The sequence below is a fragment of the Salipiger bermudensis genome (genome assembly GCF_019801965.1).
Lineage (GTDB): Bacteria > Pseudomonadota > Alphaproteobacteria > Rhodobacterales > Rhodobacteraceae > Salipiger > Salipiger bermudensis_A.
The window spans coordinates 37,842-63,906 of record NZ_JAHVIA010000006.1 but is presented as its reverse complement, the minus strand read 5'-3'; the positions used below and the strand labels follow the sequence as shown (position 1 = coordinate 63,906).

Genomic DNA, 26,065 nt, shown 5'->3' with positions numbered 1-26,065 from the left:
CGAAAATGTGGTAACGTCTGGGTGTGTAACTCTTTATTAGTTTTTTGGAGATAATAGCTATGCGAGCTTTCGTATTCTCGTTTTGCTTTAAATTCGCGACGACCTTTTTCAATCCCCCCAAGCCGGCCTTTTGTTTCGGTGAGTCCAAGTTCGGGGGCTTCAAGTTTGGCGACCGTGATCGCGATCGTGATCGTGACGATTGGGATTGCGGTGATGACGATGACGATGATGATGGCGGCCCCGGCGGCGGCATCGGTGGTCAGGACAATGACGGCGAGCTCGAGCAGATTGCGCTCGGCGACGGCGACCAGCTCTACATCGTTGGAGAAGACAATCACGGCATCATCGCCGGCGACAATGGCGATGACACCTTGATCGGCGCAGATCAGGACGATTTCCTGCTCGGCAACCAGGACAACGACCTCATCAAGGGCATGGGGGGAGACGATACGCTGCATGGCGGCCGTGACGACGATACCATCTATGGCGGCGACGGCGACGATGTCATCAACGGCAGCATGGGCAACGATCTGCTCTACGGCAACGAAGGTGCCGACACCTTCGAGTTCAAGGGCAACGGCCTGGGCGACGGCGGCTTCTCGACAATCGCGGATTTCGAGGCCGGTATCGACTCGATCGCGATTGCCAGCGCGCCCGCGGATGTCGGTCTTGTCACCGCAGGAGCGGATGTCGAAATCTATGTCGACGGTATGCTCGAAGGCCTGGTGCAGAATGCGACCCTGGCCGAGGTCACGCTCGCCACGACCTACATCTAAGAACCCTGCCGACCGGCAGGAGCGGCAGCGCGTCACGGACGCGCTGCGGCTTTCATCCGGTCGGCTGCGTTGCCAAGCTCTTCGCGAACGCGGCGGATCACGCCGGTCGAGGTCGGAAGATACTCGAAACGGCCCTGCCTGCCGACGAGCACGATCCCGGCTTCGGAGACGCGCTCGATGACCCGGTTCAGCTCCGCGCTGCGCCCGGGGCGGTATAGCGGGTAGGCGGCCTTCGTCACCTCGTGGCCCTCGAGCCGCAGCCCGGTCACGATGCCGAGCCCGCCAAGATGCGCCTCGAGATCCGCGAAGGCCTGTTCAGGGCGCGCTTGCTCGCCGGGGGAGAGGGTGATCTCGACCGCGAAGAACGGGCGCTCCGTCGCCGGTTCGGGATAGAGATTCGAATAGATCGTCGCGCGCTTCCAGTCGCCTTGCGGGTGGAAATTGAAAAGGACGTTGCCGACCTCCTTGTGCAGGGTCTCGGCCGAGACGAACAGGGTCAGAAGATCGAGCGTTTCGAGCCCGCTCTCCTCGCCGAAGAGCGCGAGGTGGATATCGCTCAGCGGGATGGCGCCCACCACCACCTCGGCGCGCAGATGGCCCTTGTCGGTGACCACCGTGGTGGCCCCTTCGGATGATGACATCGAGAGCACCGTTTCGTTCATCCTGAACACGACGCCGCGCGCTTCCAGTGTCTCTCTGACCGCATCGAACAGCGGCGCATAGCCCGCCCGCGGCCGGATCCGAAGCGGCTTCGGCGGGGCGATGCGGTAGGATTTCTTCCGCAGGGCCGACCAGGCCCCCTTCACCAGCTTGCCGGGATCGGTCGCCTTGTGGATGAACTTCATGCGGTGATCGTAGAATTCCTCGTCGATCTCGCTCGGTTCGAGCCCGTTGAAGCGCCGCGTGTAGTCTCTCAGGCCGGTGCCCGTGAAGAACGGATCGCCGAGCCGTGCCACGCAGGCGCCCTCGAGGGTGCCGTCGCGCCGCTTGGTGGCCCGCGCCCATGCCATGCCTGCCACGGCCTTCGCGAGCTGGAGACGGGGCCATTTCAGCAGGTCGCGCGGCTCGATCGGATAATGCCGCAGCTTGCCGTCCGGGATGATCCGGCGCTGCACACGCTTCACCTGCGGGCACTGCTCGCGGAGCCCGGGGGCGAGATTGAAGAGCTGCGCGGTCTCTTCGTAGAAGATGCTGCCGACGTCATAGGTGTAGGGGCCGATCTCGATCGCGCGATGGGTGCCGCCAAGCCGCTCGCTGGCTTCCAGAACCGTGACGGCGAAGCCCCGGCTCGAGAGATGATCTGCCGCCGCGAGCCCGGCGATGCCGCCGCCGAGAACCAGAGCTTCACAGGAGGTGCCGCGATCGGGCTCAGGGGTGATCGTGGCCAATTCCAAACTCATTTTTGTCTCCAAATGGAACGCGTGGACAGATTCGCCTGCCCAACCCGAAATACGTGTAAACCGTGTCCGATCAACCGCGTCCTGTCTGCCCGACGTTATGTGGCTCAGGGTGACAATGCGACAGGTTTCGGCGCATTGATAGGAAATTGCGGGACGCGGGAAAGCCGGATGGTCACTCGTTCAGCACAGCGGGCGCTTTCGATGGGACCGGGCCTGAAAAGCTGTTGCTGCCCCCCGGTCGAGCGGGCATTCTGCCGCGGAACAATGATGATATTCCGCCCTTCTTGCACTTAAATTTTGAGGCGACTTTGAAAATTTCGAAGACCTACGGCTACGGGCCGGCCGACGAGCGCGACATGGTCGTCAGCGGGACTGCCGGGCATGACGGGATCGAGTTCGGCCGCTTATTCCAGGCGATCTGGCAGATGAAATGGCTGATCATCGGCTCGACCTTCCTCTTCGCGGCGCTCTTCTTTGTCATGATGAGCCGGATCGAGCCGCAATATACCGCCAGGGCCAGCGTCATGCTGGATCCCCGCTCGGTGCAGGTCCTGTCCTCCGACAATGTCGTGTCGGATCTCAATCTGAACAATCCGGTGCTCGACACCGAGGTCGCCGTGCTGCGCTCCAACGTGCTGCTCGAAGAGGTTGTCCGCGCCGTCGGCGTCGACGAGATGGCTCCCCTGGATCCGGCGAATGCCGAGCCGTCGCTGATCGCGCGGCAGGTCGGGTGGCTGAAGGGGCTGCTGTCGCCGTCACGCGGTGGCAACGAGGCCCCGGCAGGGCAGGCCGCCCCGGGGCTCTCGCCGGAGGAGCGCCAGCTGCGTCGCCTCGTCGGGGCGCTGCGCCGGTCGATGACGGTCTGGCGCGAAGGGCAATCCTACCTGATTTCGCTCACCGTCGAGACGCCGGACCCGGCGCTCTCCACCACCATCGCGAACCAGGTCGTGGAATCCTACATCGCCCAGCAGATCACGATGCGGACGGATGTCGTGCGCAACGCGACGACCTTCCTTGAAGAGCGCGTGCAGGGCATGCGGGCCGCGGTGGAAGAGGCCGAGTCCCGGATCGAGGATTTCCGCTCCAACCAGCTCGAACAGGCCGGCATCTCCAGCGAGACGGTTTCGCAGCAGATGCTCGAACTCGGGACCCAACTCGCCCTTGCGCAGGCAGATCTCGCGCAGGTGCGCGCGCGCTACGACCGTATCAGCTCGGTGATCGAGCGTGACGGCATCCAGCGCGCCGCCGAACTCCTGACATCGCCCTTCGTGCTGTCACTGCGGCAGCAGCTTTCCGAGGCCGGCCGCGAAGAGGCCGAACTGGCGACCCGCTACAGCCCGGATTACGAGGAGCGCGTCGAGGTGCGGGCCGAGATCGCCCGTCTCGAAGAGGATCTCGCCAGCGAGGTGCGCCAGATCGTGGCGACGCTCGCCAACGATGCCGAGGTCGCCGAGATCCGGGTGCAGTCGATCCGCAGCAGCCTGCAGGAGATGGAGAGCCGGTCGGCGGAGCTGTCGCGCGCCAGCCTCGAGCTGCGCCAGCTCGAGCGCGAGGCCGAGGCCGTGCGCGAGAATTATCAGGCCATGCTGATCCGCCTGAGCGAGACCCGTTCGACGGAACAGCTGCAGCGCGCGGATGCGCGGCAGGTGGAGCGGGCGGTGATCCCGGGCGCCCCCTCGTCGCCCCGCGTCATGCTCTTCACGGTGTTCGGCGCGACGCTCGGCTTCGCGATCGGCCTGCTTGCGACCTTCCTGATCTTCCTGAGCCGGTCCGGTTTCGGTACCGCGAAGGAGGTCGAGGAAGATCTCGGTCTGCCGGTGCTGACCACTCTGCTCAAGCAGAAATGGAAGACGCCGCAGGAGATGCTTCAGAAGCTGCGCGATGCTCCCTACCAACCGTTTGCGGAACGCCTGCGCCAGCTCCGGATGATGCTGGTCATGCGGCGGCAGGACAAGGACAAGGGGGTCGCGATCTTGCTGACCTCCTCCGTGGCCGGCGAGAGCAAGACCTCGACCGCCCTGGCCCTGGCGCATCTCGAGGCGCTCGCGAAGCGGCGCTGCGTGGTGCTCGATTTCGACCTGCGGCGCTCGCATCTCAAAAAATCGCTCGGCTACGAGGCGAAGTCGGACCTGGCGGGCGTGCTTCTCGAAGGCCGCCCGGTGAGCGAGGCGATCTACAGCGTTCCCGATCTCGGCTTCGATCTCGTCAGCCTGCGCGAGCCGCTTCCGCAGCTCGTGGATCTTGCCGACCACGATCACCTGCGCAAGCTGTTCGACGATCTGAAAGCGCGCTACGACACGGTTCTGGTCGACACGGCGCCGCTTCTGCTGGTCGCCGATACGCTGCGACTGGCCTCGCTGGCCGACCTCACACTGCTGCTGGTGCGCCAGAAGGAGACCAAGCGCAGCGCGGTCGCGGATTCTGCGCGCAGCCTCGAAGAGATGGGCGCGCGCCAGATCTCCGTGGTGATGACGATGGCAGACCCGCGCCAGGAGCAGGACAGCTACGGCTACTACGGATAAGGCGAGCGGCGCGCTGCGCCCGAGCACCTGAAAATCTGCTGAAACCTCTTAAAAGCGCCTGCCTGGCATCCGCTGCCCGGCAGGCGTTTTGCGTTGGCGCGAGGAGTGAGATCGGCCAGCGGTGGGGCCGCGGCTGCCGCGTCGCTCAAGCGTCTTTCGACGCGTCGGATCGCGCTTCTGCCTGTTTCATAATCATCCCTCTCAAGTGCGGTGCATTGTTGGTGCACAAATAAGGCGATGGCATGGCAGCGTTAACTTTTTGGCAACTTTCCGCCACATTTCCCGTACCTCCGTTTTCGGCGGCGCTGCCGCAAACCAAGTTTTTTCTATAGTATCAGGAGGATACGTATATGCCCATCATTGGTGAAGCCGGGATCGTAGCAGACTCTCTCAACGGCGGCGATGAGAGCGAAGAGATCATCGGACTCAATGGTTCGGACACGATTGCCGGCAATGGCGGCGACGATACGATCCTTGGCGGCGGCGGCTCGGATGTCCTGCTCGGCGGCCAGGGCGCTGACGTGGTTCGTGGCGGAACCGGCCGGGACACGGTCTTCGGCGGTCAGGGCGACGACTACGTCACCGGCGACGCTGGTGCCGACGTTCTCTCGGGCGATCTTGGCGCGGACACCCTCGTCGGCGGAAGCGGCGACGACACCTTCGTCTTTAAGGCCGCAACCGCGGATGCGGTCGATGTCGTGGCCGATTTCTCGGATGGCGACAGCCTGCTCGTGGAAGGCTTCTCGGAAGTCACCTTCTCCGACGACGGCACCGATGTGACCATCTATGGTGACGGCGTCGCCATCGCGGTGCTCGAGGATGCCGTCGCCAGTTTCGACGCCTCCGACATCATTCTGGGCTGAGCCCGGTCCGACACTGCGCAGGGCGAGCGAGCCCTGCGCACCTTTTGATCCCCGACATCGTCTCTTCAAAACGGCTCGTGCCGCGCAAGGCGCCCGCCTGCGCAAAGGGCGATCACGAGCGGTCTTTCGCGCCGACTGGACGCAGGCCTCCCCGGCAGCGCCGCATCGCGAGGCAGTCCCGATTTGGGAGGCCCTCGTGCCTGAGAACCCTGATTTGTGAAGGAGATGAGGCAAAGCCGCCCATCGCTCCGGCATTGTTCACGCGGCGACCTCGCAACACTTAATGTCTGGTGATCGCCCCCACTCAGCTTTAGGCTGACAGCAGAGATTTATTGGACGATCGTCCCAACAGGAACGCGTTCGCGCTCCGGACGGAAGAAAGTGGAGTTTCATGAAGCAGATTACCCCTGTCATCCTTTGCGGTGGCTCCGGCACCCGCCTTTGGCCCGTGTCCCGCAAGAGCTTTCCGAAGCAGTTTGCCAGCCTTCTGGAAGAAGAAAGCCTGTTTCAGAAAACGGCACGTCGCCTTGGCGGCTCCACCCGGTTTGCCAAGCCGATCACGGTCACGAACTCCGACTTCCGCTTTGTCGTCACCGAACAGCTGACCGGCGTCGGCATCGATCCTGGCGCTATCCTGATCGAGCCCGAGGGGCGCAACACTGCTCCTGCCGTTCTTGCCGCGGCGCTGCATCTGCACGCGCAGGATCCCGAGGCGACGATGCTCGTGGCGCCGGCCGACCACGAAATCCCTGACGCCGATGCCTTCCGCGCGGCGGTTGAAACCGGCATGGCCGCCGCCGAGAAAGGCAAGCTCGTGCTGTTCGGGATCCGCCCCGACCGGCCGGAAACCGGCTATGGCTATCTCGAGCTCGATGGCGCCGAAGGCGACACCGTCGCGCTGAAGCGCTTCGTCGAAAAGCCGGATGCCGCGACCGCCGCGCAGATGCTCGAGAGCGGCAACTATCTCTGGAATGCCGGAATCTTCCTGTTCCGCGTGAAGGATATTCTCGCCGCCTTCGATACTTACGCGAGCCAGCTCGTTGCTCCGGTGACGGCTGCGGTCAACGACGCGGAGTCGGATCTGGGCTTCCTGCGGCTCTCGCCCGAGCCGTGGTCGAAGGCAGAGGACATCTCGATCGATTACGCGGTCATGGAAAAGGCTGCCGACCTTGCGGTCGTGCCCTACGATGCCGGCTGGTCCGATCTCGGTGGCTGGGACGCGATCTGGCGCGAGGCTGGGCCGGACGAGAGCGGCAACGTGACCCACGGCACCGCGACGGCGATCGACTGCAAGGACTCGCTTCTGCGCTCCGATAGCGAGACCGTGGAAGTGGTCGGCATCGGGCTCGACGACATGATCGCCGTGGCGATGAACGACGCTGTTCTGGTGGCGCCCAAGGATCGGGCGCAGGACGTCAAGCTCGCGGTCAACGCCCTGAAGAAGAAGGGCGCCAAGCAGGCGGTCGAATTCCCGAAGGATCGGCGCCCCTGGGGATGGTTCGAGAGCCTTGTCGTCGGCTCGCGTTTCCAGGTGAAGCGCATCGTCGTGCATCCCGGGGCGTCGCTGTCGCTGCAGAGCCATTTCCACCGCTCCGAACACTGGATCGTGGTCGAGGGCACCGCGAAGGTCACCTGCGACGACACCGTCAAGCTGGTGACCGAGAACGAGTCGATCTACATCCCGCTCGGCGCCGTTCACCGGATGGAGAACCCGGGCAAGGTGCCGATGGTGCTGATCGAGGTTCAGACCGGGTCCTATGTCGGTGAAGACGACATCGTGCGCTACGAGGATGTCTATTCCCGCGGCCAGGGGGCGAAGGGCTGAGCGCCCTTCCTTCCCGCGCAACTGACTGAAGGACCAAGGAAAATGGCACCGAAATTCGGCACCAGCGGCCTGCGTGGTCTGGTGACAGAGCTGACGCCCGAGCTGGTCGCGGACCATGTCCGCGCTTTCATCGCGGCCTGTGACATCGGCAATGGCCTCTGCCTCGGGCGCGATCTGCGCCCGTCGAGCCCGCGCATCGCCGCCGACATCGCGGCGGCGGCGCGCGCCGAGGGCATCCGCGTCATCGATTGCGGCGAGCTGCCGACGCCGGCGTTGGCGCTGGCGGCGCAGGAGGTCGGCGCCGGGGCCATCATGGTGACCGGCAGCCACATCCCCGCCGATCGCAACGGGCTCAAGTTCTACTCCCGCACCGGCGAGATCACCAAGACCGACGAGGTCGCGATCAACTGCGCGCTCGGGCGTGAACCGGGCACGGCCGAAAGCGAGATGGCTGAGGACGAGGACGCCGCCGCGCGCTTCGTCGAGCGCTATATCAGCGCCTGCGGGGCGAGCGCCCTTCAGGGGCGGAAGATCGGGCTCTACGCGCATTCGGCCGTCGGGCGCGACGATCTCGCCGCGATCCTTCGGGGGCTCGGCGCCGACGTGGTCGAATATGGCCGCTCCGAGACCTTCATCCCCGTCGACACCGAGGCCGTCGATCCCGACACCCGCGCGCAGATCGCGGCCTGGGTGACGGCAGATGGGCTCGACGCGCTGGTCTCCACCGATGGTGACAGCGACAGGCCACTGCTGGCCGACGAGACCGGCACCATCGTGCCCGGCGACGTCATGGGCCAGATCACCGCCGAGATGCTCGGTGCCGAGACGGTGGTCACGCCGATCTCGTCGAATTCCGGCGTGCAGAAGAAGAGCTTCGGCGCGGTGCGCCTGACCCGCATCGGCTCGCCCTTCGTGATCGCCGGCATGGAAGAGGCCGGCGGCGAGGTGGTGGGCTACGAGGCCAATGGCGGCTTCCTGCTCGGTTTCGAGGCACAGGGGCCGGCGGGCGCGCTCGCGCCGCTGCCGACCCGCGATTGCATGCTGCCGCTGATCATGACGCTGATCGCCGCGGGCGACGGCTCGGTTTCGGCGCGGGTGGCAAAGGAGCCGCCCGTGGTCACCATGGCCGACCGTCTGCAGGAGGTTCCGCAGGAGCGCTCGCAGCCCTTCGTGGCGCAGCTCGCCGACGGCGCCGAGGCGCGGGCGGCGTTTCTCTCCAAACTCGGCGGATCGGAGGCTGCGACGGATCTGACCGACGGCGTCCGGATGACGCTTGAAGATGGCCGCATCGTGCATGTCCGCCCCTCCGGCAATGCGCCCGAGCTGCGGCTCTATGTCGAGGCCAGCGACAAGGCCGGGGCAGAGGCGCTGATGGGCGCGGGGCTCGCCGCATTGCGCGCGGCGGTCGCCTGAGCGTCGGAACAGCGTCGCGCGCTCTGCCCGTAGAGCCAACACGGGCAGAGCGTCGGCACTCCGGAGGGCAAGAGACCCGAAAGCTTGCCATTCTGCGCAAGAAACGGGCTTTGCGCCGCGCGGGGCCGCGCATTTGAACAGCACCTGACAGATTGCCGACCGGTGGCCGCTGCACGCGGAACCAAAGCGCTTCGCAGCGGTTTTCGGAATGGATCATCCGAAGGCCAGAATGGTCCGGCCACCTGCGTCGCCAAGCACTGAGAGTTCTGTCTTGCGGTATCGTCATCCTGACACGGTCCTGTCCCGCGCATGCGCCGCGCCCCGGCGGTGCTTTCGCTCTTCCGCACGATCACGCCCGCATAGGCTTCGATCCGCGTACCGCGCCGGCGGTCCCGGCGCCGCTGCCGAGACCCGGCAGGCCGCGATCCGATGAGCGATACACCGCGCTGGGGCGCGCATCCGATCGGCGAGGGCCGGTGGCGTTTCGGGCTCTGGGCCCCGACGGCAGAACAGGTGTCTGTACAGCTCGGGCAACAGGATATTCCCCTGCGCTCGGATTCCCGCGGGTTCTGGAGCGGCCAGGCGCTGGCGCAAGATGGCATGACCTACCGTTTCCGGGTCGACGGCGCCGAGATCCCGGACCCGGCATCGCGTGCCCAGCCCGAAGGTGTCGACGGCCCGTCCCGCCTCGTCGATCCGTCGCGCTATCGCTGGCAGGGCAGCTGGGCCGGACGCCCGCTCGAAGAGGCGGTGATCTTCGAGCTGCATGTCGGTGCCTTCACCCCCGAAGGCACCTTCGCGGCGGCCGCCCGCCGTCTCCCTGATCTCTCGGAGCTTGGCGTCACCGCGATCCAGCTCATGCCCCTGTCGCAGTTCTCCGGCCAGCGGGGCTGGGGCTATGACGGTGTCTTGATCCGCGCGCCCCATGCCGCCTACGGTACGCCCGACGATCTGCGCGATTTTGTGGCCCGGGCACAAAGCCTTGGAATGATGGTATTTCTCGATCTGGTTATGAACCATTTCGGCCCGTTCGGAAACCTGATCCCGAGCTACGCGCCCGACTTCTTCAACCAGCGCCCGACCCCTTGGGGCGACGGCATCGCCTTCGAGCGCCCCGAGGTTGCCGCGTTCTTCCGCGATGCGGCGCTTGGCTGGCTGCAGGACTACCGGCTCGACGGCTTCCGCTTCGATGCGGTGCACGAGATCCGCGACGGTCAGGATCAGCGCTTCATGCGTACTCTTGCCGCCGAGCTGCGCGCGCTCGAGCTTGGCCGCCCGATCCACCTGATCTGCGAGGATGAGCGCAACCTGCCCGACCTGCGCGAAGCCGGGTTCGATGCCGAGTGGAACGACGATTGGCACAATGCGATGCATGTCGCCGTGACCGGCGAGACCCACGGCTATTACAGCCGCTTCGCCGCCGATCCGTTTGCCGATGTCGCCCATGCCCTGAGCCACGGCCAGGTCGATGAGGGTCAGCCCCACGCCGAGGGGCCGCGCGGCGCGCCGGCGGCGCATCTGCCCTGGACCGCCTTCATCAACGCCAACCAGACCCATGACCAGATCGGCAACCGCGCGCTTGGCGAGCGGCTGATCGCGCTGATCGGCGAAGAGCCCGCGCGGGTGCTGCACGCGGCGCTGCTGCTCATGCCCTTCCTGCCGATGCTCTTCATGGGCGAGGAGGAGGGCAGCGATGCGCCCTTCCTGTTCTTCTGCGATCCGCCCGACGAGGCCGGTCGCGCTGCGGTGCGCGAGGGGCGCAGCGCCGAGCTGACCCGCATCGGCTATGATCTCTCCGGCATGCCCGACCCGACGGGCGAGGCGGCACTTGCGGTCTCTCGTCCCTATCCCTCAGCCGATGCCGCCCGCGCCGAAGGCTGGCGCGCGCTGACCCGCGAGCTCATTGCCCTGCGCCGCCGCAAGATCGTGCCACTGCTCAAATCCGGCAAGACCGGGCTCGGAGAGGTCCGGCGCCACGGCCCCAAGGCCTACGCGGTGAGCTGGCCCTTCGCGGCCGGCGAGATCCGCATGCTGCTGTCGCTCGGCGCGCCGGCCGCCGGTGCCGCCTCGCTCGCAGCGCCGGATGTCAGCCTCAACGATCCGACCCGCGATCCCTTTGCCATCGAAGTGGAGATCACCTCGTGAGACCTCTCATCGCGACCTACCGCCTGCAGCTCCGGCAAGGCGTCGATTTCGACCGGGCCATCGCGCTGCTGCCCTACATCGCGGGGCTCGGGGTCAGCCATGTCTACCTCTCGCCGATCTTCACCGCCGAGAGTGGGTCGACCCACGGCTATGACGTCGCCGATCCGGCCGAGATCGACCCGGTGCTGGGTGGCCGCGCGGGGTATGAGCGCTTCGCCCGGGTTGCGCATCGGCACCAGCTCGGCATCATCCTCGACCTGGTGCCAAACCACACGGTTCTCAGCGTCGAGAACCCGTGGCTTCTCGATGCGCTGACCCACGGCGCCGACAGCCGCTTCGCGCGCTATTTCGATATCGACTGGCAGCAGGGGCTGATCCTGCCGATCCTGCCGGAACCGCTCGACGAGATGCTCGCGGCCGGGTCCTTCGAGATCGACCCCGAGGCCGCTCGCGTGAGCTGGGAGGGCGGCTGGCTGCCGCTGGCGCCGGGCACAGCGGAGGCGGGCGAGGTCGCCGCGATCTTCGATCGCCAGCACTGGCACCTGCGCCACTGGGTGCGCGAGCGGCGGAGGCTCTCGCACCGGCGCTTCTTCAACATCACCAGCCTGATCGGCATGCGCGTCGAGGAGCGCGCGGTGTTCGACGCCATGATGGCGCTGCCGCTCGAGCTCGTGCGCGAGGGGCTCGCGGATGGGCTGCGCATCGATCATATCGACGGGCTCGCCGACCCGGCGGGTTACCTCGGCTGGCTGCGAGACGAGCTCGGGACCGATGTGCCGGTCTGGGTCGAGAAGATCCTGACCGGCGACGAGGCGATGCCGGCCTGGCCGATCGAGGGCACCACGGGCTACGAGGCCAATGACCGGATCACCCGGCTCTTGCTCGATGAAGACGGCATGGAGCGGCTCGACGGCATGTGGCGGGGCGCAACCGGCACGCATCACGATTACGAGGAAGCCTGCTGCGCGGCGCGGCACCAGATCCTGTCGGAGGATCTGGCCGCGGAACTCGGCGAGATGACCCGCCGTGGCGTCACGGCGCTCGAAGAGGCCGGTCGGCCCTCGGATCCCGACACCGTGCGCGAGGCCCTGCGCGCCATGCTCGTCGCCTTCCCGCGCTACCGCAGCTATATCGATGCGGACGGCCCGAGCGGCGAAGACGCGGCATTGCTCGACACCATGGTTTGCGACGCCGCCGCCGGTCTTTCCGACCGTACCGTGCTCGATCACCTTCACGCGGTGCTGCTCGAGCCGGCGGGCCCGGAGGGCAGGGGGCTGGTGCGGCGTTTCCAGCAGGTCACCGGCGCGGTCGTGGCGAAGGCGCAGGAAGATACGGCCTTTTATCGCCAGACCCGGTGTCTCGCCGAGGCCGAGGTCGGCTCCGAGCCGGATGCGCCGCCGCTGTCGCCGGAGGCGTTCGAGGCGTGGAGCGCCGAGCGGCTGACGCAGTGGCCCGACGCCATGACGCTGGGCTCGAGCCATGACACAAAGCGCGCCGAGGATGCGCGGGCGCGGCTGATCGCGCTCACCCATCTGCCGGACAGTGCCGCGGCGCTCTGGCAGCAGGCCGAGGCGCTCGATGCGCCGCACCCGCCGGATGACTCGTCACGCTGGTATATCCTGCAATCGGCGCTGGCCCTCTGGGAGCCGCAGCGCGACGATCTCGAGGAGCGGCTGTCCGCGCATCTGCAGAAGGCGCTGCGCGAGGCGAAGGAGCTCACAGACTGGCACGTGCCCGACGAGGAGGCGGAAGCGCAGGCGGCGGCGTTTGCGACGGCGCTTCTGGCCGATTGGCGCCGGGCCGAACCCGCCGCGCTGCGCGATCTAGTGGCGCTAGGCGAGCGGCTGTCGCTGGTCCAGCTGGCACTGCGCTGCATGGTGCCGGGCGTGCCCGACATCTACCAGGGCAGCGAGACGGGGACCTTCGCGCTCACCGATCCCGACAACCGTGCGCCGCTCGATCCCGCAGCGCCGGTGAGCGCCTTCGGGGCGCGCAAGATGGCGCTGCTCGACGATCTGCTGACGCTGCGCCGGCAGCACCGCGATGTCTTCGCGCGCGGCGAGTGCCGGATCGAGCGGGATGGGTCGGCGCTGCGCCTGGTGCGCAGCCTCTCTGGACGCGAGGTGGCGCTGCGCTTCACCACCGATGCGGCGACCCTGCCGAAGCTCGAGGCGCCTCGGATCTGAGGCCGGGTCGGGGCGCGGGCTGAGCGCCCCGACCGGCGCGCTCAGGCGCCGAAGATCATGCCGCCGTTGACGTGGATGGTCTGGCCGGTGATGAACGAGCCGTCACGCGAGGCGAGGAAGACATAGGCTGGCCCGAGCTCGCGCGGCTGTCCGACGCGCCCGATCGGTGCTGCCATGTTCTTCAGGATGTCCTCGTCGAAATCCTCGAACACCGACTGGATGTCGGTGGCCACCGGCCCCGGGGCGACCTCGTTGACGCGGATGCCGCGGTCCATCACCTGCTTGGCCAGCGACCGGGTGAAGGTGGTGATGGCGCCCTTGGTGGCGGAATAGGGCAGCAGCGCGTCATTGCCGACAAAGGCGTTGATCGAGGTGGTGTTCACGATCGCGCCGCCCTCCTGCATATGCGCCAGCGCGGCGCGCGAGAGGAAGAAGATGCCGCCCATGTTGACGTCGAAATGCGCCCGCCAGTCCTCGTCGCTGACCTCGTCGAGCGAGTGGTAGGGCTTCTGGAAACCGGCATTGTTGACCAGCACGTCGATGCCGCCCCAAGCCTCGACGAGCCGCGCCACCGCCGCGTCGCAGTCGGCGCTGGTGCCGGTGTCGCACTGGATCACCAGCGCCTCGGTCCCTTCGGCTTCGATCCCCTTGCGGGTCTCTTCCGCCTTGTCCTCGGCGGAGTGGTAGAGGATCGCGACCCTGGCGCCCTCGCGCGCCATGTGAAGCGCCACGGCGCGGCCGATGCCGCTGTCGCCGCCGGAGATCAGGACGCGCTTGCCGACGAGCTTGCCGGCGCCGGTATAGCCGTCATCGATGTATTCCGGTTCGGGCAGGTGGGAGATGTTTCCGTCTTTCATGGGATCGTCCTTTCGCGGGAGGATCGTGGGAAGATCAGGTGTTGATCGCGGCCACGGCGCCACCGTCGGCGCGCCAGGCCGAGCCGTTGGTGAAGCTGGCACGGTCGGAGCAGAGCAGGGCGGCCACGGCGGCAACCTCGTCGGCCTGTCCGCGGCGCTTGAGCGAGAGATAGGGGCGCTCTTCGTCGAGGAAGCTCTCCACCGCCTCGTTCATCGAGACGCCAAGCGCCTCGGCGCGCTTTTCCATCATGCCGTCGGTCATCGGGCTCTCAATGAAGGCCGGCATCACCGCGTTGACCAGGACGCCCTTCGGCCCGTAGGGCAGCGACAGCGCCTTGGTGTAGCTCAGCAGAGCCGCCTTCGAGGCGTTGTAGACCGCCTCGTCGGGATAGGGCTGCACGGCATTCTCGGAAACCGTGAAGACCACACGCCCCCAGCCCTTGGAGACCATGCCCGGCACCAGGGCCTTGGTCATCCGCACCGCAGACATGAAATTGGTGTTCCAGCACTCGAACCAGTCGTCATAGGCCATCTCGAGCGGATCGCCCTTGGCGCCGGTGATCCCGGCCATGTGCACGAGGATGTCGGCACTGCCGTGATCCGCGATCCGCGAGGCAAGCGCGGCCACCTCGCCGTCCTTGGTGAGATCGGCGGCGGAATGACCGACCACCGCATCCCCGAGCGCGTCGGCCGCCTGCGCGACCGCCTCCTCGGAGGTATCCGTCAGGAAGAGCCGCGCCCCGTCTTCGGCAAGCACCTTGGCGGTGGCCATGCCGATCCCGCCGGCTGCGCCGCTGATCACGGCCAACCGTCCATCAATGTTGAGTTTCATAGCAAGACCTCTTTGTTAGAGGTGCAACCGGCGACAGCCCAAAGGGTTCCGCAAAGACCCCCGCGCAGGGAGGTGCCGGGCGCGATGAGGCGCGGAACTGGTCACTCAATGAGCAGAGGGCGCCGATCCGCGCGCGGGCCGCGCCGGGAGACGCCGGACCCGGCGCGCAAGGGCGCCGCTCGGGGCGCGCGGGTCAGCCAGGAGGGGGCGCCTTGAGCCGTTGCACCTCGGCCACCATCTCGCGGAAGGCGTGCAGCGTCGCGATCTGGCCGTCGCTGAGCTTGGTGCGATCGAGATCGGCCTGCGTGATCAGCACCTCAAGCGCCTCCGACATCCACCCGATCTGGCGCCCGTAGCTGCCGACATCGTCGAGGATCCTGCGCTCTAGCTCCTCGACCGAGGTCGATGTTGATAATGCCGACCTGGCCCTGGTTCTGGAACCAGCCCGACCACATCTGGAAGAGCTGGCTCACCGCGCCCCCGAAGGGCGCCACAATTCGCATTGCCGTCGCATCTTTACTGGCCATCGCATCTCTCCTGCACTGCACCTGTCGCAGCGCAGCATCGGCAGGAAAACCAGTCCAGCGATCCGGCTGTCAGCGGCGGCGCCGTGCCATGCGCCGCCTCTCCTGCAAGCTGTATGACCGCGAGGTGCTCACGCCTCGATCTGGGAGATCATCCGCTCGAGCCGCTCCATCGCAAGCACGCCGTCGCCGATATCGGGCACGTCGCGGCTCTCGCCGCGCAGCACGGCCGCCACGTCCGACAGGAGCGCGGCGTAGCCCTTGTGATCCTCGTTGGCGGCGGCGGTGAAGTTGGGCGTCCAGCTCAGCGTGTCGCAGGCCGGGTCGAGCACCGCGCCGGGATCGTCGGCCTTGAACGGCGGGTCGCGGTAGAGCGCCACATTGATGATGTTGTCGACATGCAGCCGGGCGTGATCGCCCATGATGCGGATCTCCTCCATTGGGGTGCCGCGCGATTGCACCGTGCCCATGACGATATTGCCGATCTTGCCCTGCTCGGTGGTGAAGTTGAGATGCAGCAGCAGCTTGCCCGGCTGCGGCGAGACCGAGCGCACCTGCATGTCGCCGAAATCCTCGCCCGTGAACCACGGGATCAGGTCCATGTAATGCACGCAGTGATGCAGGTAGAAGCCGGTATAGTCGGGCTCGCCCTCGAAATAGGTCGGCGCGGTCATGTAGGCGCCGGTGACGCCCAGCACATCGCCGAACGTGCCGCCTTTGAGCACGTTCATCGCCATGCGGTTGCCGGTGGAATAGCGCTTCATGAAGCCGACCATCACCGGCTTGCCGGCCTTTTCCGACGCCTTGGCGATCTCGAGCGCACCGGCGGCGGTGGCGGCGGGCGGTTTCTCCATGAACACCGGCAGACCCGCCTCGAGCGCCGCCAGCGTTGCCATGCGGTGCAGCTCTGGGCCCACTGCCATGCCGATGGCGTCGAGCCCCGGCGTCTTGATCATCTCGCGGAAATCATCGTGCAGCGCGGTGACGCCGTATTCCGCCGCCGTTTTCTTCAGCGCCTCTCCGTCGCGGTCGCAAAGTGCGGCGATGCGGATGTCGTTGCGCCCGAGCTGCGGCAGCAGCATCTGGCGTGCGTGGCGGCCGCAGCCGATCCAGCCGATATTGATCATTGGTCAACCTCCGCGAGCGTGAGGGCGTTTCGGATGACACCGAGCCCGGCCATGAGCTTTTCGCTCTCGTCCTCGCGCGGCGCGCGCCAATGGGCGATGGGCAGCGCAACGCGGTCGTCGGCGCGGCGGAACGGCTCGAGCGAGATCGGCCCGGTGTAGCCCACCTGCGCCAGCGCGCGCATCACCGCCGTCCAGTCGATATGGCCGGTGCCGGGATGGCCGCGATGGTTCTCGTTGGCCTGGAAATGCACGATCCGGTCGCCCGCCATGCGTATGGCATCGGGGATCGAACGCTCCTCCATGTTCATGTGGAAGGTGTCGAGCATCAGCTTGAAGGCCGGGTTGTCGACCGCGTCGACAACCTCGCAGGCCTGCCTTGTGGTCGAGAGGATATCGGTCTCGAACCGGTTCAGCGCCTCGACCGCAAAGGTCACGCCGGCGGCCTCGGCCTGCGGCGCGATTGTCTGGAAGGCCGAAATCGTGCGCTCGGCCCGGGCGGCGATCTCGTCGTCGCTGCGCGGCACCGGCGGGCGCCCGGCGAACACCATGGGCTCGCCATAGAGCGGCCCGCCGACGATGCCACCACCGAGCTCGGCGGCGACGTCGATGCAGAGCTTGAGGTAGTCCATGCCGCCCTGCCGGTTGGCCGCGTCATCGGAGGCGATCGAGCGCTGCTGGTTCACGCGGGCGGCCAGCACGGTGAAGATGCCGGCGTCCTCTGCAGCCTTTTTCACGTCGGCAATGCTGAGGTCGTCCTCTGGTTCGGGCACCAGAAGCTCGACGAAGTCGAAGCCGAGATCGGCGGCCTTCTGGAAATAGTGCAGATCCTTGCCGGCGAAGGGCCGGATGAACTGCATGGAGATGATGCCGATGGGGTTTTTCACGGGTGTTGTCCTTTCCGTCAGCCCTTGACCGCGCCTTGCGTGAGGCCGGAGATCAGGCGTTTCTGCACCAGCAGGAAGAGCACGGTGGCGGGGAGCGCGCCGACGATGCCGCCGGCGGTGAGCAGGCCCCACTGCACCTCGTACTCGCCGATCAGCGTCTGCACGGCGACGGTGATGGTGCGCACGTTGCGGCCGCCGAGCGTGAGGGCGTAGAGATACTCGTTCCAGGAGGTGATGAAGATGTAGATGCCGGTGGCGATGATGCCGGGCAGGCAGAGCGGGAGCACCACCCGGCGCAGCGCCTGCATCCGCGTGCAGCCGTCGGTCATCGCCGCCTCGTCGAGCGAGCGCGGGATGCCGTTCATGTAGCTGACCATCATCCAGATCGAGAACGGGATCGCCACGGTCGAGTTGGCGATGATCAGCGCGATATGGGTGTCGAGCAGCCCCAGCACCCGCATCAGCACGAAGAGCGGCAGGATCAGCAGCACCAGCGGGAACATGTTGATGAGCAGGAATTGCAGCATCAGGATCCGCTTGCCCTTGAAGTTGAAGCGCGAGAACGAATAGGCCGCCGTGACGCTGAGCGAGAGGCCCACGATCACCGTGCCGCCGGCGACGATGAAGCTGTCGAGCAGGTTCTCGGCGAAGCCCACGGTGCGGAACAGGCGGGTGTAGTTCTCGATGGTGGCGTTGAGCAGCGACGGCCCTTCGGTGAAGAGCGTGCTCTCGTCGCTGATCGAGGTGATGAACATCCACAGGTAAGGCCCGAGCGTGAAGACCAGGATCGCCGCCATCGGCAGGTCGACCGTGAGGATGCGCTTGGCGGTGGAGGGCTTGTGCAGGGCCATCAGGACACCGCCTTTCCGGTGCGCTTGAGGTAGAAGACCACGACCACCATCAAGAGCAGGGTGAAGAGCACGGCGATGGCCGAGCCGTAGCCGAAATCGAGATTGGTCCGGGCCTTGATGAAGGCGTAGAGCGGCAGCGTGTGGGTGGCATAGCCGGGGCCGCCGCCGGTCATCACGAAGATGACGTCGAAGCTGTTGGCGACCCAGATCATCCGCAGCAGCACGGCGGTCATCATCACGCCGGAGATGCCGGGCAGGGTGATGTGCCAGAACTGCCGCCAGGCCGAGGCGCCGTCGATCGAGGCGGCCTCGTAGTAGCTCTGCGGGATCGACTGCAGGCCTGCGAGGATCATCACCGCGAAGAACGGGAAGCCCTGCCAGGTCAGCGTGAGGATGATCGAGGCCAGGGCCGTGTCGGGATCGGCGAGCCACGGGATCGCCTGCTGGATCAGCCCCATGCGCAGCAGGAACTCGTTGGCGATGCCGTAATTGCTGTCATAGATCCAAACCCACATCAGCGCGATCACCACCGAAGGCAGCGCCCACGGGATGATGATCAGCGCCCGGGCAACGGGGCGCCACGGGAAGTCCTGGTTGAGCAGCAGCGCGGTCACCAGCCCCAGCAGAAGCTGCGCCGGGATCGTGGTGCACATCCAGACGATGGTGTGCTTGAGCGAGATCCAGAACACCTCGTCATTGAGCGCCGCCTTGAAGTTGTCGAGCCCCACCCAGGTAAAATCGTTGGGGCGGAAGAGGACGTATTCGTGCAGGCTCATCCACGCGGTCTGCAGCATCGGGAAGAACACGATGGCAAGGGTGACGAGCACCGCCGGGGTGAGCATCGCGTAGGGCAGCACCTGGCGGCCCAGCGAGGCGCGTTGCTTAGGTGTCTCGGAGACATGGGTCATGGTCGCGTCCGTCATGGGGCACGGGGCTTTCGGCTTGGGGAGCAGGGGTCTCCGGGCGCCGCCTTGGGGCGCCCGGATCGGGGAGAGCGCGCTTACTCGGCGAAGAGCTCTTCGATCTTGGCGTTCATCTCGGCCGGCTCGATATCGCCGGTCAGAACGCGCTGCATGTTGGTGGGCCAGGCGGTGTTGACGAAGTCTGCCGTGGCCGAGCTGTTGGGCAGCATCTCGGCGAAGGGCAGGCTGTCGACCGTGGCCTGAACGAAGCGCTGCGGGTGCAGCGTCCAGCTCTCGCTGTCGGCCTTCACCACGGGCAGCTGGCCGGTGGCCTCGTTGAACATGGTGTTGTTGCCTTCCGACGACAGGAAGGTGATCCACTTCCACGCTGCTTCCGGATCTTCCGCCGAGGACAGCACCGCGGTGCTCTCGTCGCCGAAGGCCGTCCAGTGGCCGCCGCCGCATTCCGGCACCGGCGCCGCCGAGACGTTGTCGCCAAGCGCCTCGACCATGCCGTTGGCCGAGCCGATATGGTGGATGGTCATCGCGGTCTTGCCGGCCTTGAAGGCGCCGATGATCTCCTGGAAGCCGTCATTGGGGGCCGAGGGCGGGAAGACGCCGTCTTGCTGGAACAGGTCGGCGACGAACTGCGTGCCGGCAACGCCCGCCTCGGAGGTGAGCCCCTCGGTGAGGCTCACGCCCTCGGCGCCGAGCGTGAAGGTCGCCCAATGGTCATGGCCGCCCTTGGCGCCGCGGAAGCCGAAGCCGTAGACATCGGTCTGGCCGTCGCCATCGGTGTCGCGGGTCAGCGCCTTGGCGGTCTCGCGGAATTCCTCGCAGGTGGTCGGCACCGAGAGGCCCAGCTCCTCGAACATGTCGGGGCGGTAGTAGAGATACAGCACCACGTATTGCACCGGCAGGTAGTATTGCTTGCCATCCGGGCCCTTGGTGAGCTCGATCAGGTTGTCCTGCAGGCCGTCGGCGCCGTCCCAGCTGGCGAGCCAGTCATCGATCGGCTGCAGCGCGCCCATCTCGACAAGGCGGGGCTGGGCGAACATCTTTACCATCGCCGCGTCGGGCGCGTTGCCGCCGATCACCGCGGTGTAGAGCTGGTCGTAATAGCTGTTCCACGGGATGTTCTCGGCCTCGACAGTAATGCCGGGATTGGCCTCCTCGAAGGCCGCGACAAGCGCATCCATCGGGTTGTCGGCATTGTCGAAGTGGTACCAGAAGCGCACCGTGCTGTCGGCGCTGGCCATGCCCGCGCAGAGCGCCAGCGTCGAGGCGATCCCTGTCAATGTCTTGAATGTCATAACTTCCTCCCTGTGTGTCCGCCCCTACGGAGCGGTAATCTCGCGAAAGACCTCGCCTGCCCGCGTGAACGCGTCACGCGCCTCCGGCAGGGCGGAGCCCATCTGCATGAAGCCGTGCACGACGCCTTTCACGAGGTCGTAGGCGTCGGCGCGGCCAAGCGCGCGGAGCCGTGCGACCAGCGCCTCGGTGTCCGAGAGCAGCGGGTCGAGCTCGGCGGCATTCAGGTAGAGCGGCGGCAGCGTGCGCAGCTGCGCATCGCTGGCGGCAAGCGGCGCCACGGTGGGCGCGCCGCGCTCGGATGCGGGCGCGTACCAGTCCCAGTAGCGCATCATCTTGGCGCGGGTGAGCCCGGGGCCCTCGGCATTGCGGATGTAGCTCTCGCTCTCGAAATCCGCGCCGTAGACGCCGTAGAACAGCAGCGCGGAGGCCGGCAATTCGCTGCCCTCGTCGATCAGCCGCAGCATCGCCGCGAGCGCGAGGTTGGCGCCGGCGCTGTCGCCGCCGATGCTCCAGCGGCGGCTCGGGTCGCGGGCCTGCCAAGCGCGCAGGATGTCGTCGAGCCCGGCGGGATAACCTTGCTCCGGGGCGAGGCGGTAATCCACCGTGAGCACCGGGCAGGCGCAGGCTTCGGCAATGCGCCGCGCCGCGCCCTCATGGGTCATCGGCGAGCAGAGCGCCCAGCCTCCGCCATGCACGTGCAGGATCGCCTCGGTGCCGGTGTCGTTCGCGGGCACCACCCAGCGCGCCGGCATGCCGGCATGGATCACCGTGCGCGCCTCGGCCATCTCGGGCAGCTGGGCGTTCCAGCGCAAATTGGTCAACTCGGCCAGCGCGCGGGCGTGCTGCGGCGCCATCAGGGTCGGATCGGCAAGCCCGGCATCCTCCTGCGCCAGCCGCTCGAGCACGGCGCGCATGGTGGGGGACGGAGCACTCATTCCGGCGCCCCGGTGTCGCTGAGATCTGGGCCGAAATCGACGATTGTGGAGATGTGATGCGAGAGCAGCTCGCGCAGCGCCGCGACATCGCGCGCGGCCAGCGCGTCGAGGATCGGCACGTGGCGCTCGGCGGTGGCCTCCAACTCCCGGTTGGGCTGGGCGTTGAGGATCTTGAAGCGGTGGTTGTGGATCAGGCAGCGAGTCAGGATCGGCGCCACCAGCGGCAGCTCGGCAGCCTCGAAGAGGCGGCGGTGGAACGCGCGGTCGAACACCGAGAGCCGGTACTCGTCGCCATCCCGCGCGGCATTGCGCATGGTGTTGAGCAGGTCGTGCAGCTCCTGCTCGAGCACCGAGTCGGCGCGCGCCACCACGCGGTCGAGATAGGTGCATTCGACCTCGCGGCGCACATGCAGCAGCGCGCGGGCGTCATCGGCGTGGCAGGGGGCGACGGTGGTGCCACGGTTGGGCAGGCGGTTGACCAGCCCCTCCTCGTTGAGCCGCATCAGGGCCTCGCGCACCGTGCCCTGGCTGCAGCCGAAGCGCTGCGCGAGGTCCATCTCTGTCAGCGCCTGCTCGGGTTTGAGGGTTCCCAGCACGATCTCCTTCTCCAGCGCCTCGAAGAGCGCATGGCTGCGCTTGCTCGTGCGGCGCGGCGTGACATCGCTCACGGTCATGCTGGTGAAACTCTCCACGGCCATTCTGTGCCGGTCCTCCTCCCGTCGGGCGGTGCCTGGCGGCTTTGCCCTTGTCGTTCATTATCAATATCGATAACATCACTAATATCGATAATGCAACCCCACATTTCCGGGGCCGCAGGTCAGGGAGGACCACATGGCAGAGATCCAGCTGGAGGGCATCATCAAGAACTACGGCGCGCATCGCGCGATCCATGGTGTTGATTTGCATGTGAAAGATGGCGAGTTCGTCGCCTTTGTCGGCCCCTCGGGCTGCGGCAAGTCAACGATGCTGCGGATGATCGCCGGGCTCGAGGAGATCTCGGGCGGAACGCTGAGAATCGGCGGTCGCGTGGTCAACGAGGTCGAGCCCAAGGGCCGGGATGTGGCGATGGTGTTTCAGGATTACGCGCTCTACCCGCACATGACGATCCGCGAGAACATCGGCTTTGGTCTCAAGATGCGAGGCTGGAAGGCGGCCGACATCGGCCCAAAGGTCGAGGAGGCGGCGCGCATCCTGCAGATCGGCGACTATCTCGAGCGCAAGCCGGGCCAGCTCTCGGGCGGCCAGCGCCAGCGCGTCGCCATGGGGCGCGCCATCGTGCGGGAGCCGTCGGTGTTCCTCTTCGACGAGCCGCTGTCGAATCTCGACGCCAAGCTGCGGGTCGAGATGCGCACCCAGATCAAGCGGCTGCACGCGATGCTTGGCACCACGACGGTCTATGTCACCCACGACCAGACCGAGGCGATGACGCTGGCCGACAAGGTGGTGGTGCTGAAGGCCGGTCACATCGTGCAGGAGGGCCCGCCGATGGAGCTCTACGAGCGCCCGAACTGCCGCTTCGTCGGCGAGTTCATCGGCTCGCCGCAGATGAACATCTTCTCCGGTGTGCTCGATCGCAGCGCTGGTGCGCCGCGGCTGCAGACCGGCAACGAGACGCTGGAGCTCGGCGAGGTGGCGGCGCATGACGGCGCGAGGCTCGATGTCGGCATCCGTCCCGAACATCTGACATGGGCCGAAGGCGGGACGGAGCGGCTCTCGCCGGTGGTCGAAGTCTACGAGCCGCTGGGCTCCGACACGATGGCGATCTGCCGCTTCGGCGGTCAGGAGATGACCGCGCGGCTGGCGCCGACCATAGCGCTGCGTCGCGACGCGGCCATTCCGCTGGGCTACGACACCGCCGATCTGCATTATTTCGATGCAGAGAACGGCGCGCGGCTCGCCGCCGCTTGACACAGAGGGGTGCGGCGGCCGGGGCGCTCCCCGGACGCCCCACTTCGCTCAGTAGGCGCTTCGGGTCATCCGGTCCATCACGCGCCGGCCGAAGAGGCTCGCCGTCAGGTCGCACATCAGCTTCGCGGTCTTGCCACGTTCGTCGAGGAACGGGTTCAGCTCCACCAGGTCGAGCGAGGTCACCAGCTCGCTGTCGCAGAGCGTCTCCATGATCAGATGGGCCTCTCGGAACGTCGCCCCGCCGGGCACGGTGGTGCCGACCGCCGGCGCGATGGCAGGGTCGAGGAAATCGACGTCGAAGGAGACGTGCAGCATGGCGTCCGCCGCCCGCACCCGGGCCAGGAAGCGCCGCAGGGGCTCGAGCACGCCGGTCTCGTCGATGGCGCGCATGTCATGCACCTCGACGCCAAGCTCGCGGATGCGAAGCTGCTCGGCGGCGTCGACGGAGCGAATGCCCATCATGCAGATCTGCTTGGGGTCGACGCGGCCCGGCAGGGCGGGGTAGCTGTCGCAGCCCGGCTGGCCGGTGAAATAGGCCACCGGCGTGCCGTGAAGGTTGCCGCTCTCGCTGGTCTCGAGCGTGTGCAGATCAGGATGCGCGTCGAGCCAGAGCACGAACAGCGGCCGGCCCGCCTCCTGCGCCCGGCGCGCCATCGCCGGCACGGTTCCGGCCGCCATCGAGTGATCGCCGCCCATGAAGATCGGCAGATCGCAGGCCGCGCCCGCCTCGAGGGCAGCGGCCTGCAGCGCCGCGATCCAGGCCGATGTCTCGGCGAGGTGATGCAGCGCCGGATTGGCATGGGGCTGCGGCTGCTGCGCCGCGATGGTGACATCGCCCCGGTCCGAGACCTGCCAGCCCAGCCCGGTCAGCGCTTCGGCAAGGCCGGCGGTGCGCAGGCTGGCCGGGCCCATGATGCAGCCACGCTGCGAGGCGCCGGTTTCGATGGGGGCCCCGAGCAGGGCGCAGGTTCCGGGCATGTCGATCATCCTTTCCGCGAGCGATCCGGTGTTGGCGTCTTGTGTCACGTCCTGTCGGATGGTTCGACGCCAATGATGTGGGTAATCGTGGTGCCTCGGGCCGAAATGGAAAGCAAAACCTGCAAATTGACCGCCGCGCCGTGGCGGTGCCCGCTTGCGTCGCACCGGATCGGGCGCTGCCAAGATCCGGGCCTGCAGGGCATGGCGCGTCATCCCGGATTGGCCTCCGTAATGAGCGCTGCGCGCGGATGTTTGTGCGCGGCCGCCGAGAGGGAAGAGCCGGGCGCTGCCCCACCCAGCCTTCTGCCTCGTGTCAGAGAGCGCCGGGGGGCTGGCCCGAGAGGAAGCGGGTGTCTTCATCCCGCGTTGGCGCCTCGCTGAAATCGGCCTCGTCCGGGATCCGGCCGAAGGCGATCTTGGCGCCGACATAACCGCCGGGGATCTCGTCCTGAACGCCGAGGGAGAGTGCCTTGGCGCCGTGCAGCCGGCGCAGGCTGTCCATCACGTCGCTGACCTTCTCCCAGGTCTTGCGCGTCGCCTCGTCAGCCCCATCGTCGAGGCTGCCGGCAAACAGATCCCCGGTCAGCTCGCTGTCGGAGGCCAGCCCCTGCAGGGTCACGCTGACGGCGTGCGGCGAGAATTTCAGACCACGGCGGGCCTCGGCCAGAGCCTTGGACAGCGCCCGGGTGAAGGTGCGATCGTCGCGCGCCGCAGCGAAGCTCTCGCGCCATGTCCATTGCGCCTCGTCGGACCCGCGCCCGCTTCGGAAGCCCAGGCTAAGCTCGGTGGCGCGCAGCCCGTCGCGGCGCAACCTGCGCGCGGCGCTCAGCAGCAATTGCCGCGCGCAGGCCTCGACTTGTTGCGGCGCTCGGCCATCGCGCGGGAGGACGCGCCCGTGGCCATACATGCTTTTCTTGGTGTCTGGCCGCTCGGCATGGACGCCGTGGAATTCACTCCAGAACCGTTCACCCTCGACATTGCCCCAGATCCGCCGCGCCTGCTTCGGCGCGAGCCGCCACAGGCCCTCGATGTCGTGCACGCCGGCCGCCGCGAGCCGCGCGCCGATGCCCTTGGAGATGCCGGGAAGATCGCGCAGCTCGAGCTTCGAGAGGGCGGCGGGCAGATCCTGCGCAGCGATCAGGGCAAAGCCGTCGGGCTTGTTCATCTCGGCGCCGACCTTCGCCAGAAGCTCGGTCGGGGCCATCCCGATGGAACAGGTGAGCGCCGGGCTGAACGCCTGCGCGAGAGCCGCCTTGATGCGGTCGGACAGCGCCTTGCCCTCGCGCGCCTCGCTGGGCGACAGGTGGCAGGCCACCTCATCGATCGAGCGCACATTGGCGACCGGGAGGATCGAGCCGACCACGTCGAGGATGCGCTTGTGCAGCCGCACGTAGGCGTCGTGTCGTGCGATCACGAAGATCATGTCGGGGAGGATGCGGCGCGCCGCCTGGATCGAGGCGCCGGTCTTCACGCCGCGCGCCTTGGCCTCGCGGCTGACGGCGATGCAGCTGGAATGCGGCGAGTCGAGCGGCACGACCCCGAGCGGGCGCCCGCGCAGTTCGGCGTTGAAATGCTGCTCTGCCGAGGCGAAGAAACTGTCGAAATCCAGATACAGACGCTCGATCTTGGGCATGCTTCCCTGATCTTCGATCTCCGGCATCCGGCCAGCTCTCCATGATGTTTCCAGCAGGCAATTGGTGCGATGTATGTCGTGCTTTCGCGGCCGCTCTTCAATCCCCGACAGCAGGATGACGGCCCTACAGACACTTGGCAAACCGGAAGGGCAGGGGCCAGTCGGCCCCTGCCCATGTCTCAGCTCTAAG

21 protein-coding genes are annotated in these 26,065 nt (G+C 66.9%); 8 read left to right on the top strand and 13 right to left on the bottom strand.

The window, feature by feature from the left end; all coding sequences use genetic code 11:
* The first annotated feature begins 59 nt into the window (after positions 1–59).
* Positions 60–776 (top strand): calcium-binding protein, encoded by a 717-nt coding sequence (locus tag KUV62_RS14230; protein WP_222604389.1) that lies wholly within the window; start codon positions 60–62, stop codon positions 774–776.
* A gap of 32 nt (positions 777–808) precedes the next feature.
* Here the strand turns inward: KUV62_RS14230 and KUV62_RS14225 are convergent, their stop codons facing one another.
* A complete protein-coding gene (locus KUV62_RS14225; protein WP_222604388.1) occupies positions 809–2,176 on the bottom strand; it encodes an FAD-dependent oxidoreductase in 1,368 nt (455 codons plus the stop codon).
* A gap of 308 nt (positions 2,177–2,484) precedes the next feature.
* On the opposite strand from KUV62_RS14225, the gene KUV62_RS14220 reads away from it, so the two are divergent.
* The 6 genes from KUV62_RS14220 to treY all read left to right on the top strand — a co-directional run bounded on the left by KUV62_RS14220 (position 2,485) and on the right by treY (position 13,130).
* Positions 2,485–4,698 (top strand): GumC family protein, encoded by a 2,214-nt coding sequence (locus KUV62_RS14220; protein WP_222604387.1) that lies wholly within the window; start codon positions 2,485–2,487, stop codon positions 4,696–4,698.
* A 350-nt stretch (positions 4,699–5,048) separates the two neighbouring features.
* The gene (locus KUV62_RS14215) at positions 5,049–5,561 is read left to right on the top strand and encodes a calcium-binding protein (RefSeq protein WP_222604386.1); all 513 of its coding nucleotides are present in this window, start codon (positions 5,049–5,051) and stop codon (positions 5,559–5,561) included.
* A gap of 391 nt (positions 5,562–5,952) precedes the next feature.
* Positions 5,953–7,386, top strand: a complete 1,434-nt coding sequence (locus tag KUV62_RS14210) for a mannose-1-phosphate guanylyltransferase/mannose-6-phosphate isomerase (protein WP_222604385.1) — start codon at positions 5,953–5,955, stop codon at positions 7,384–7,386.
* 42 nt (positions 7,387–7,428) lie between these two features.
* On the top strand, positions 7,429–8,799 hold the full coding sequence (locus KUV62_RS14205; RefSeq protein ID WP_222604384.1) for a phosphomannomutase: 1,371 nt from the start codon (positions 7,429–7,431) through the stop codon (positions 8,797–8,799).
* 429 nt (positions 8,800–9,228) lie between these two features.
* Positions 9,229–10,944: a malto-oligosyltrehalose trehalohydrolase gene (treZ, locus tag KUV62_RS14200; RefSeq protein WP_222604383.1), complete on the top strand. Its 1,716-nt coding sequence runs from the start codon at positions 9,229–9,231 to the stop codon at positions 10,942–10,944.
* Positions 10,941–13,130 (top strand): malto-oligosyltrehalose synthase, encoded by a 2,190-nt coding sequence (gene treY / locus KUV62_RS14195; RefSeq protein WP_222604382.1) that lies wholly within the window; start codon positions 10,941–10,943, stop codon positions 13,128–13,130. The genes treZ and treY overlap by 4 nt, the downstream gene beginning before the upstream one ends.
* A gap of 41 nt (positions 13,131–13,171) precedes the next feature.
* On the opposite strand, the gene KUV62_RS14190 is transcribed toward treY, so the two are convergent.
* The 10 genes from KUV62_RS14190 to KUV62_RS14145 form a co-directional block, all read right to left on the bottom strand.
* Positions 13,172–13,987 (bottom strand): SDR family oxidoreductase, encoded by an 816-nt coding sequence (locus KUV62_RS14190; RefSeq protein WP_222604381.1) that lies wholly within the window; start codon positions 13,985–13,987, stop codon positions 13,172–13,174.
* A 34-nt stretch (positions 13,988–14,021) separates the two neighbouring features.
* On the bottom strand, positions 14,022–14,819 hold the full coding sequence (locus KUV62_RS14185; protein ID WP_222604380.1) for an SDR family NAD(P)-dependent oxidoreductase: 798 nt from the start codon (positions 14,817–14,819) through the stop codon (positions 14,022–14,024).
* 193 nt (positions 14,820–15,012) lie between these two features.
* Complete coding sequence (locus KUV62_RS14180; protein WP_222604379.1) at positions 15,013–15,153, bottom strand: hypothetical protein; 141 nt, start codon at positions 15,151–15,153, stop codon at positions 15,013–15,015.
* 321 nt (positions 15,154–15,474) lie between these two features.
* Entirely contained in the window at positions 15,475–16,470 is a 996-nt protein-coding gene (locus KUV62_RS14175) for a Gfo/Idh/MocA family protein (protein WP_222604378.1), read from the bottom strand.
* A complete protein-coding gene (locus KUV62_RS14170) occupies positions 16,467–17,354 on the bottom strand; it encodes a sugar phosphate isomerase/epimerase family protein (protein WP_222604377.1) in 888 nt (295 codons plus the stop codon). The genes KUV62_RS14175 and KUV62_RS14170 overlap by 4 nt, the downstream gene beginning before the upstream one ends.
* 17 nt (positions 17,355–17,371) lie before the next feature.
* Positions 17,372–18,205: a carbohydrate ABC transporter permease gene (locus tag KUV62_RS14165; protein ID WP_222604376.1), complete on the bottom strand. Its 834-nt coding sequence runs from the start codon at positions 18,203–18,205 to the stop codon at positions 17,372–17,374.
* Positions 18,205–19,128: a carbohydrate ABC transporter permease gene (locus tag KUV62_RS14160; RefSeq protein ID WP_222604375.1), complete on the bottom strand. Its 924-nt coding sequence runs from the start codon at positions 19,126–19,128 to the stop codon at positions 18,205–18,207. The genes KUV62_RS14165 and KUV62_RS14160 overlap by 1 nt, the downstream gene beginning before the upstream one ends.
* Positions 19,129–19,205: 77 nt before the next feature.
* On the bottom strand, positions 19,206–20,420 hold the full coding sequence (locus KUV62_RS14155) for an ABC transporter substrate-binding protein (protein WP_222604374.1): 1,215 nt from the start codon (positions 20,418–20,420) through the stop codon (positions 19,206–19,208).
* A gap of 24 nt (positions 20,421–20,444) precedes the next feature.
* Entirely contained in the window at positions 20,445–21,356 is a 912-nt protein-coding gene (locus tag KUV62_RS14150) for an alpha/beta hydrolase (RefSeq protein ID WP_222604373.1), read from the bottom strand.
* On the bottom strand, positions 21,353–22,054 hold the full coding sequence (locus KUV62_RS14145) for a GntR family transcriptional regulator (RefSeq protein WP_222604372.1): 702 nt from the start codon (positions 22,052–22,054) through the stop codon (positions 21,353–21,355). The genes KUV62_RS14150 and KUV62_RS14145 overlap by 4 nt, the downstream gene beginning before the upstream one ends.
* A 133-nt stretch (positions 22,055–22,187) precedes the next feature.
* Between KUV62_RS14145 and KUV62_RS14140 the strand changes: the two genes are divergently transcribed.
* Entirely contained in the window at positions 22,188–23,264 is a 1,077-nt protein-coding gene (locus tag KUV62_RS14140; protein ID WP_222604371.1) for an ABC transporter ATP-binding protein, read from the top strand.
* Between the two features lie 48 nt (positions 23,265–23,312).
* Here KUV62_RS14140 and rocF read toward each other — a convergent pair whose 3' ends face one another.
* Both rocF and KUV62_RS14130 read right to left on the bottom strand, forming a co-directional pair.
* Entirely contained in the window at positions 23,313–24,242 is a 930-nt protein-coding gene (rocF, locus tag KUV62_RS14135) for an arginase (RefSeq protein WP_222604370.1), read from the bottom strand.
* 313 nt (positions 24,243–24,555) lie between these two features.
* Positions 24,556–25,875, bottom strand: a complete 1,320-nt coding sequence (locus KUV62_RS14130) for a Y-family DNA polymerase (protein ID WP_222604369.1) — start codon at positions 25,873–25,875, stop codon at positions 24,556–24,558.
* Positions 25,876–26,065 lie beyond the last annotated feature (190 nt).

Excerpts from the sequence above, each read along its gene's own strand:
- KUV62_RS14230 (WP_222604389.1), top strand. The coding sequence starts at position 60 with ATGCGAGCTTTCGTATTCTCGTTTTGCTTTAAATTCGCGACGACCTTT.
- KUV62_RS14225 (WP_222604388.1), bottom strand. The coding sequence starts at position 2,176 with ATGAGTTTGGAATTGGCCACGATCACCCCTGAGCCCGATCGCGGCACC.
- KUV62_RS14215 (WP_222604386.1), top strand. The coding sequence starts at position 5,049 with ATGCCCATCATTGGTGAAGCCGGGATCGTAGCAGACTCTCTCAACGGC.
- KUV62_RS14210 (WP_222604385.1), top strand. The coding sequence starts at position 5,953 with ATGAAGCAGATTACCCCTGTCATCCTTTGCGGTGGCTCCGGCACCCGC.
- KUV62_RS14205 (WP_222604384.1), top strand. The coding sequence starts at position 7,429 with ATGGCACCGAAATTCGGCACCAGCGGCCTGCGTGGTCTGGTGACAGAG.
- treZ (WP_222604383.1), top strand. The coding sequence starts at position 9,229 with ATGAGCGATACACCGCGCTGGGGCGCGCATCCGATCGGCGAGGGCCGG.
- KUV62_RS14190 (WP_222604381.1), bottom strand. The coding sequence starts at position 13,987 with ATGAAAGACGGAAACATCTCCCACCTGCCCGAACCGGAATACATCGAT.
- KUV62_RS14185 (WP_222604380.1), bottom strand. The coding sequence starts at position 14,819 with ATGAAACTCAACATTGATGGACGGTTGGCCGTGATCAGCGGCGCAGCC.
- KUV62_RS14180 (WP_222604379.1), bottom strand. The coding sequence starts at position 15,153 with ATGTCGGAGGCGCTTGAGGTGCTGATCACGCAGGCCGATCTCGATCGC.
- KUV62_RS14175 (WP_222604378.1), bottom strand. The coding sequence starts at position 16,470 with ATGATCAATATCGGCTGGATCGGCTGCGGCCGCCACGCACGCCAGATG.
- KUV62_RS14165 (WP_222604376.1), bottom strand. The coding sequence starts at position 18,205 with ATGGCCCTGCACAAGCCCTCCACCGCCAAGCGCATCCTCACGGTCGAC.
- KUV62_RS14160 (WP_222604375.1), bottom strand. The coding sequence starts at position 19,128 with ATGACGGACGCGACCATGACCCATGTCTCCGAGACACCTAAGCAACGC.
- KUV62_RS14155 (WP_222604374.1), bottom strand. The coding sequence starts at position 20,420 with ATGACATTCAAGACATTGACAGGGATCGCCTCGACGCTGGCGCTCTGC.
- KUV62_RS14150 (WP_222604373.1), bottom strand. The coding sequence starts at position 21,356 with ATGAGTGCTCCGTCCCCCACCATGCGCGCCGTGCTCGAGCGGCTGGCG.
- KUV62_RS14145 (WP_222604372.1), bottom strand. The coding sequence starts at position 22,054 with ATGGCCGTGGAGAGTTTCACCAGCATGACCGTGAGCGATGTCACGCCG.
- KUV62_RS14140 (WP_222604371.1), top strand. The coding sequence starts at position 22,188 with ATGGCAGAGATCCAGCTGGAGGGCATCATCAAGAACTACGGCGCGCAT.
- rocF (WP_222604370.1), bottom strand. The coding sequence starts at position 24,242 with ATGCCCGGAACCTGCGCCCTGCTCGGGGCCCCCATCGAAACCGGCGCC.
- KUV62_RS14130 (WP_222604369.1), bottom strand. The coding sequence starts at position 25,875 with ATGCCCAAGATCGAGCGTCTGTATCTGGATTTCGACAGTTTCTTCGCC.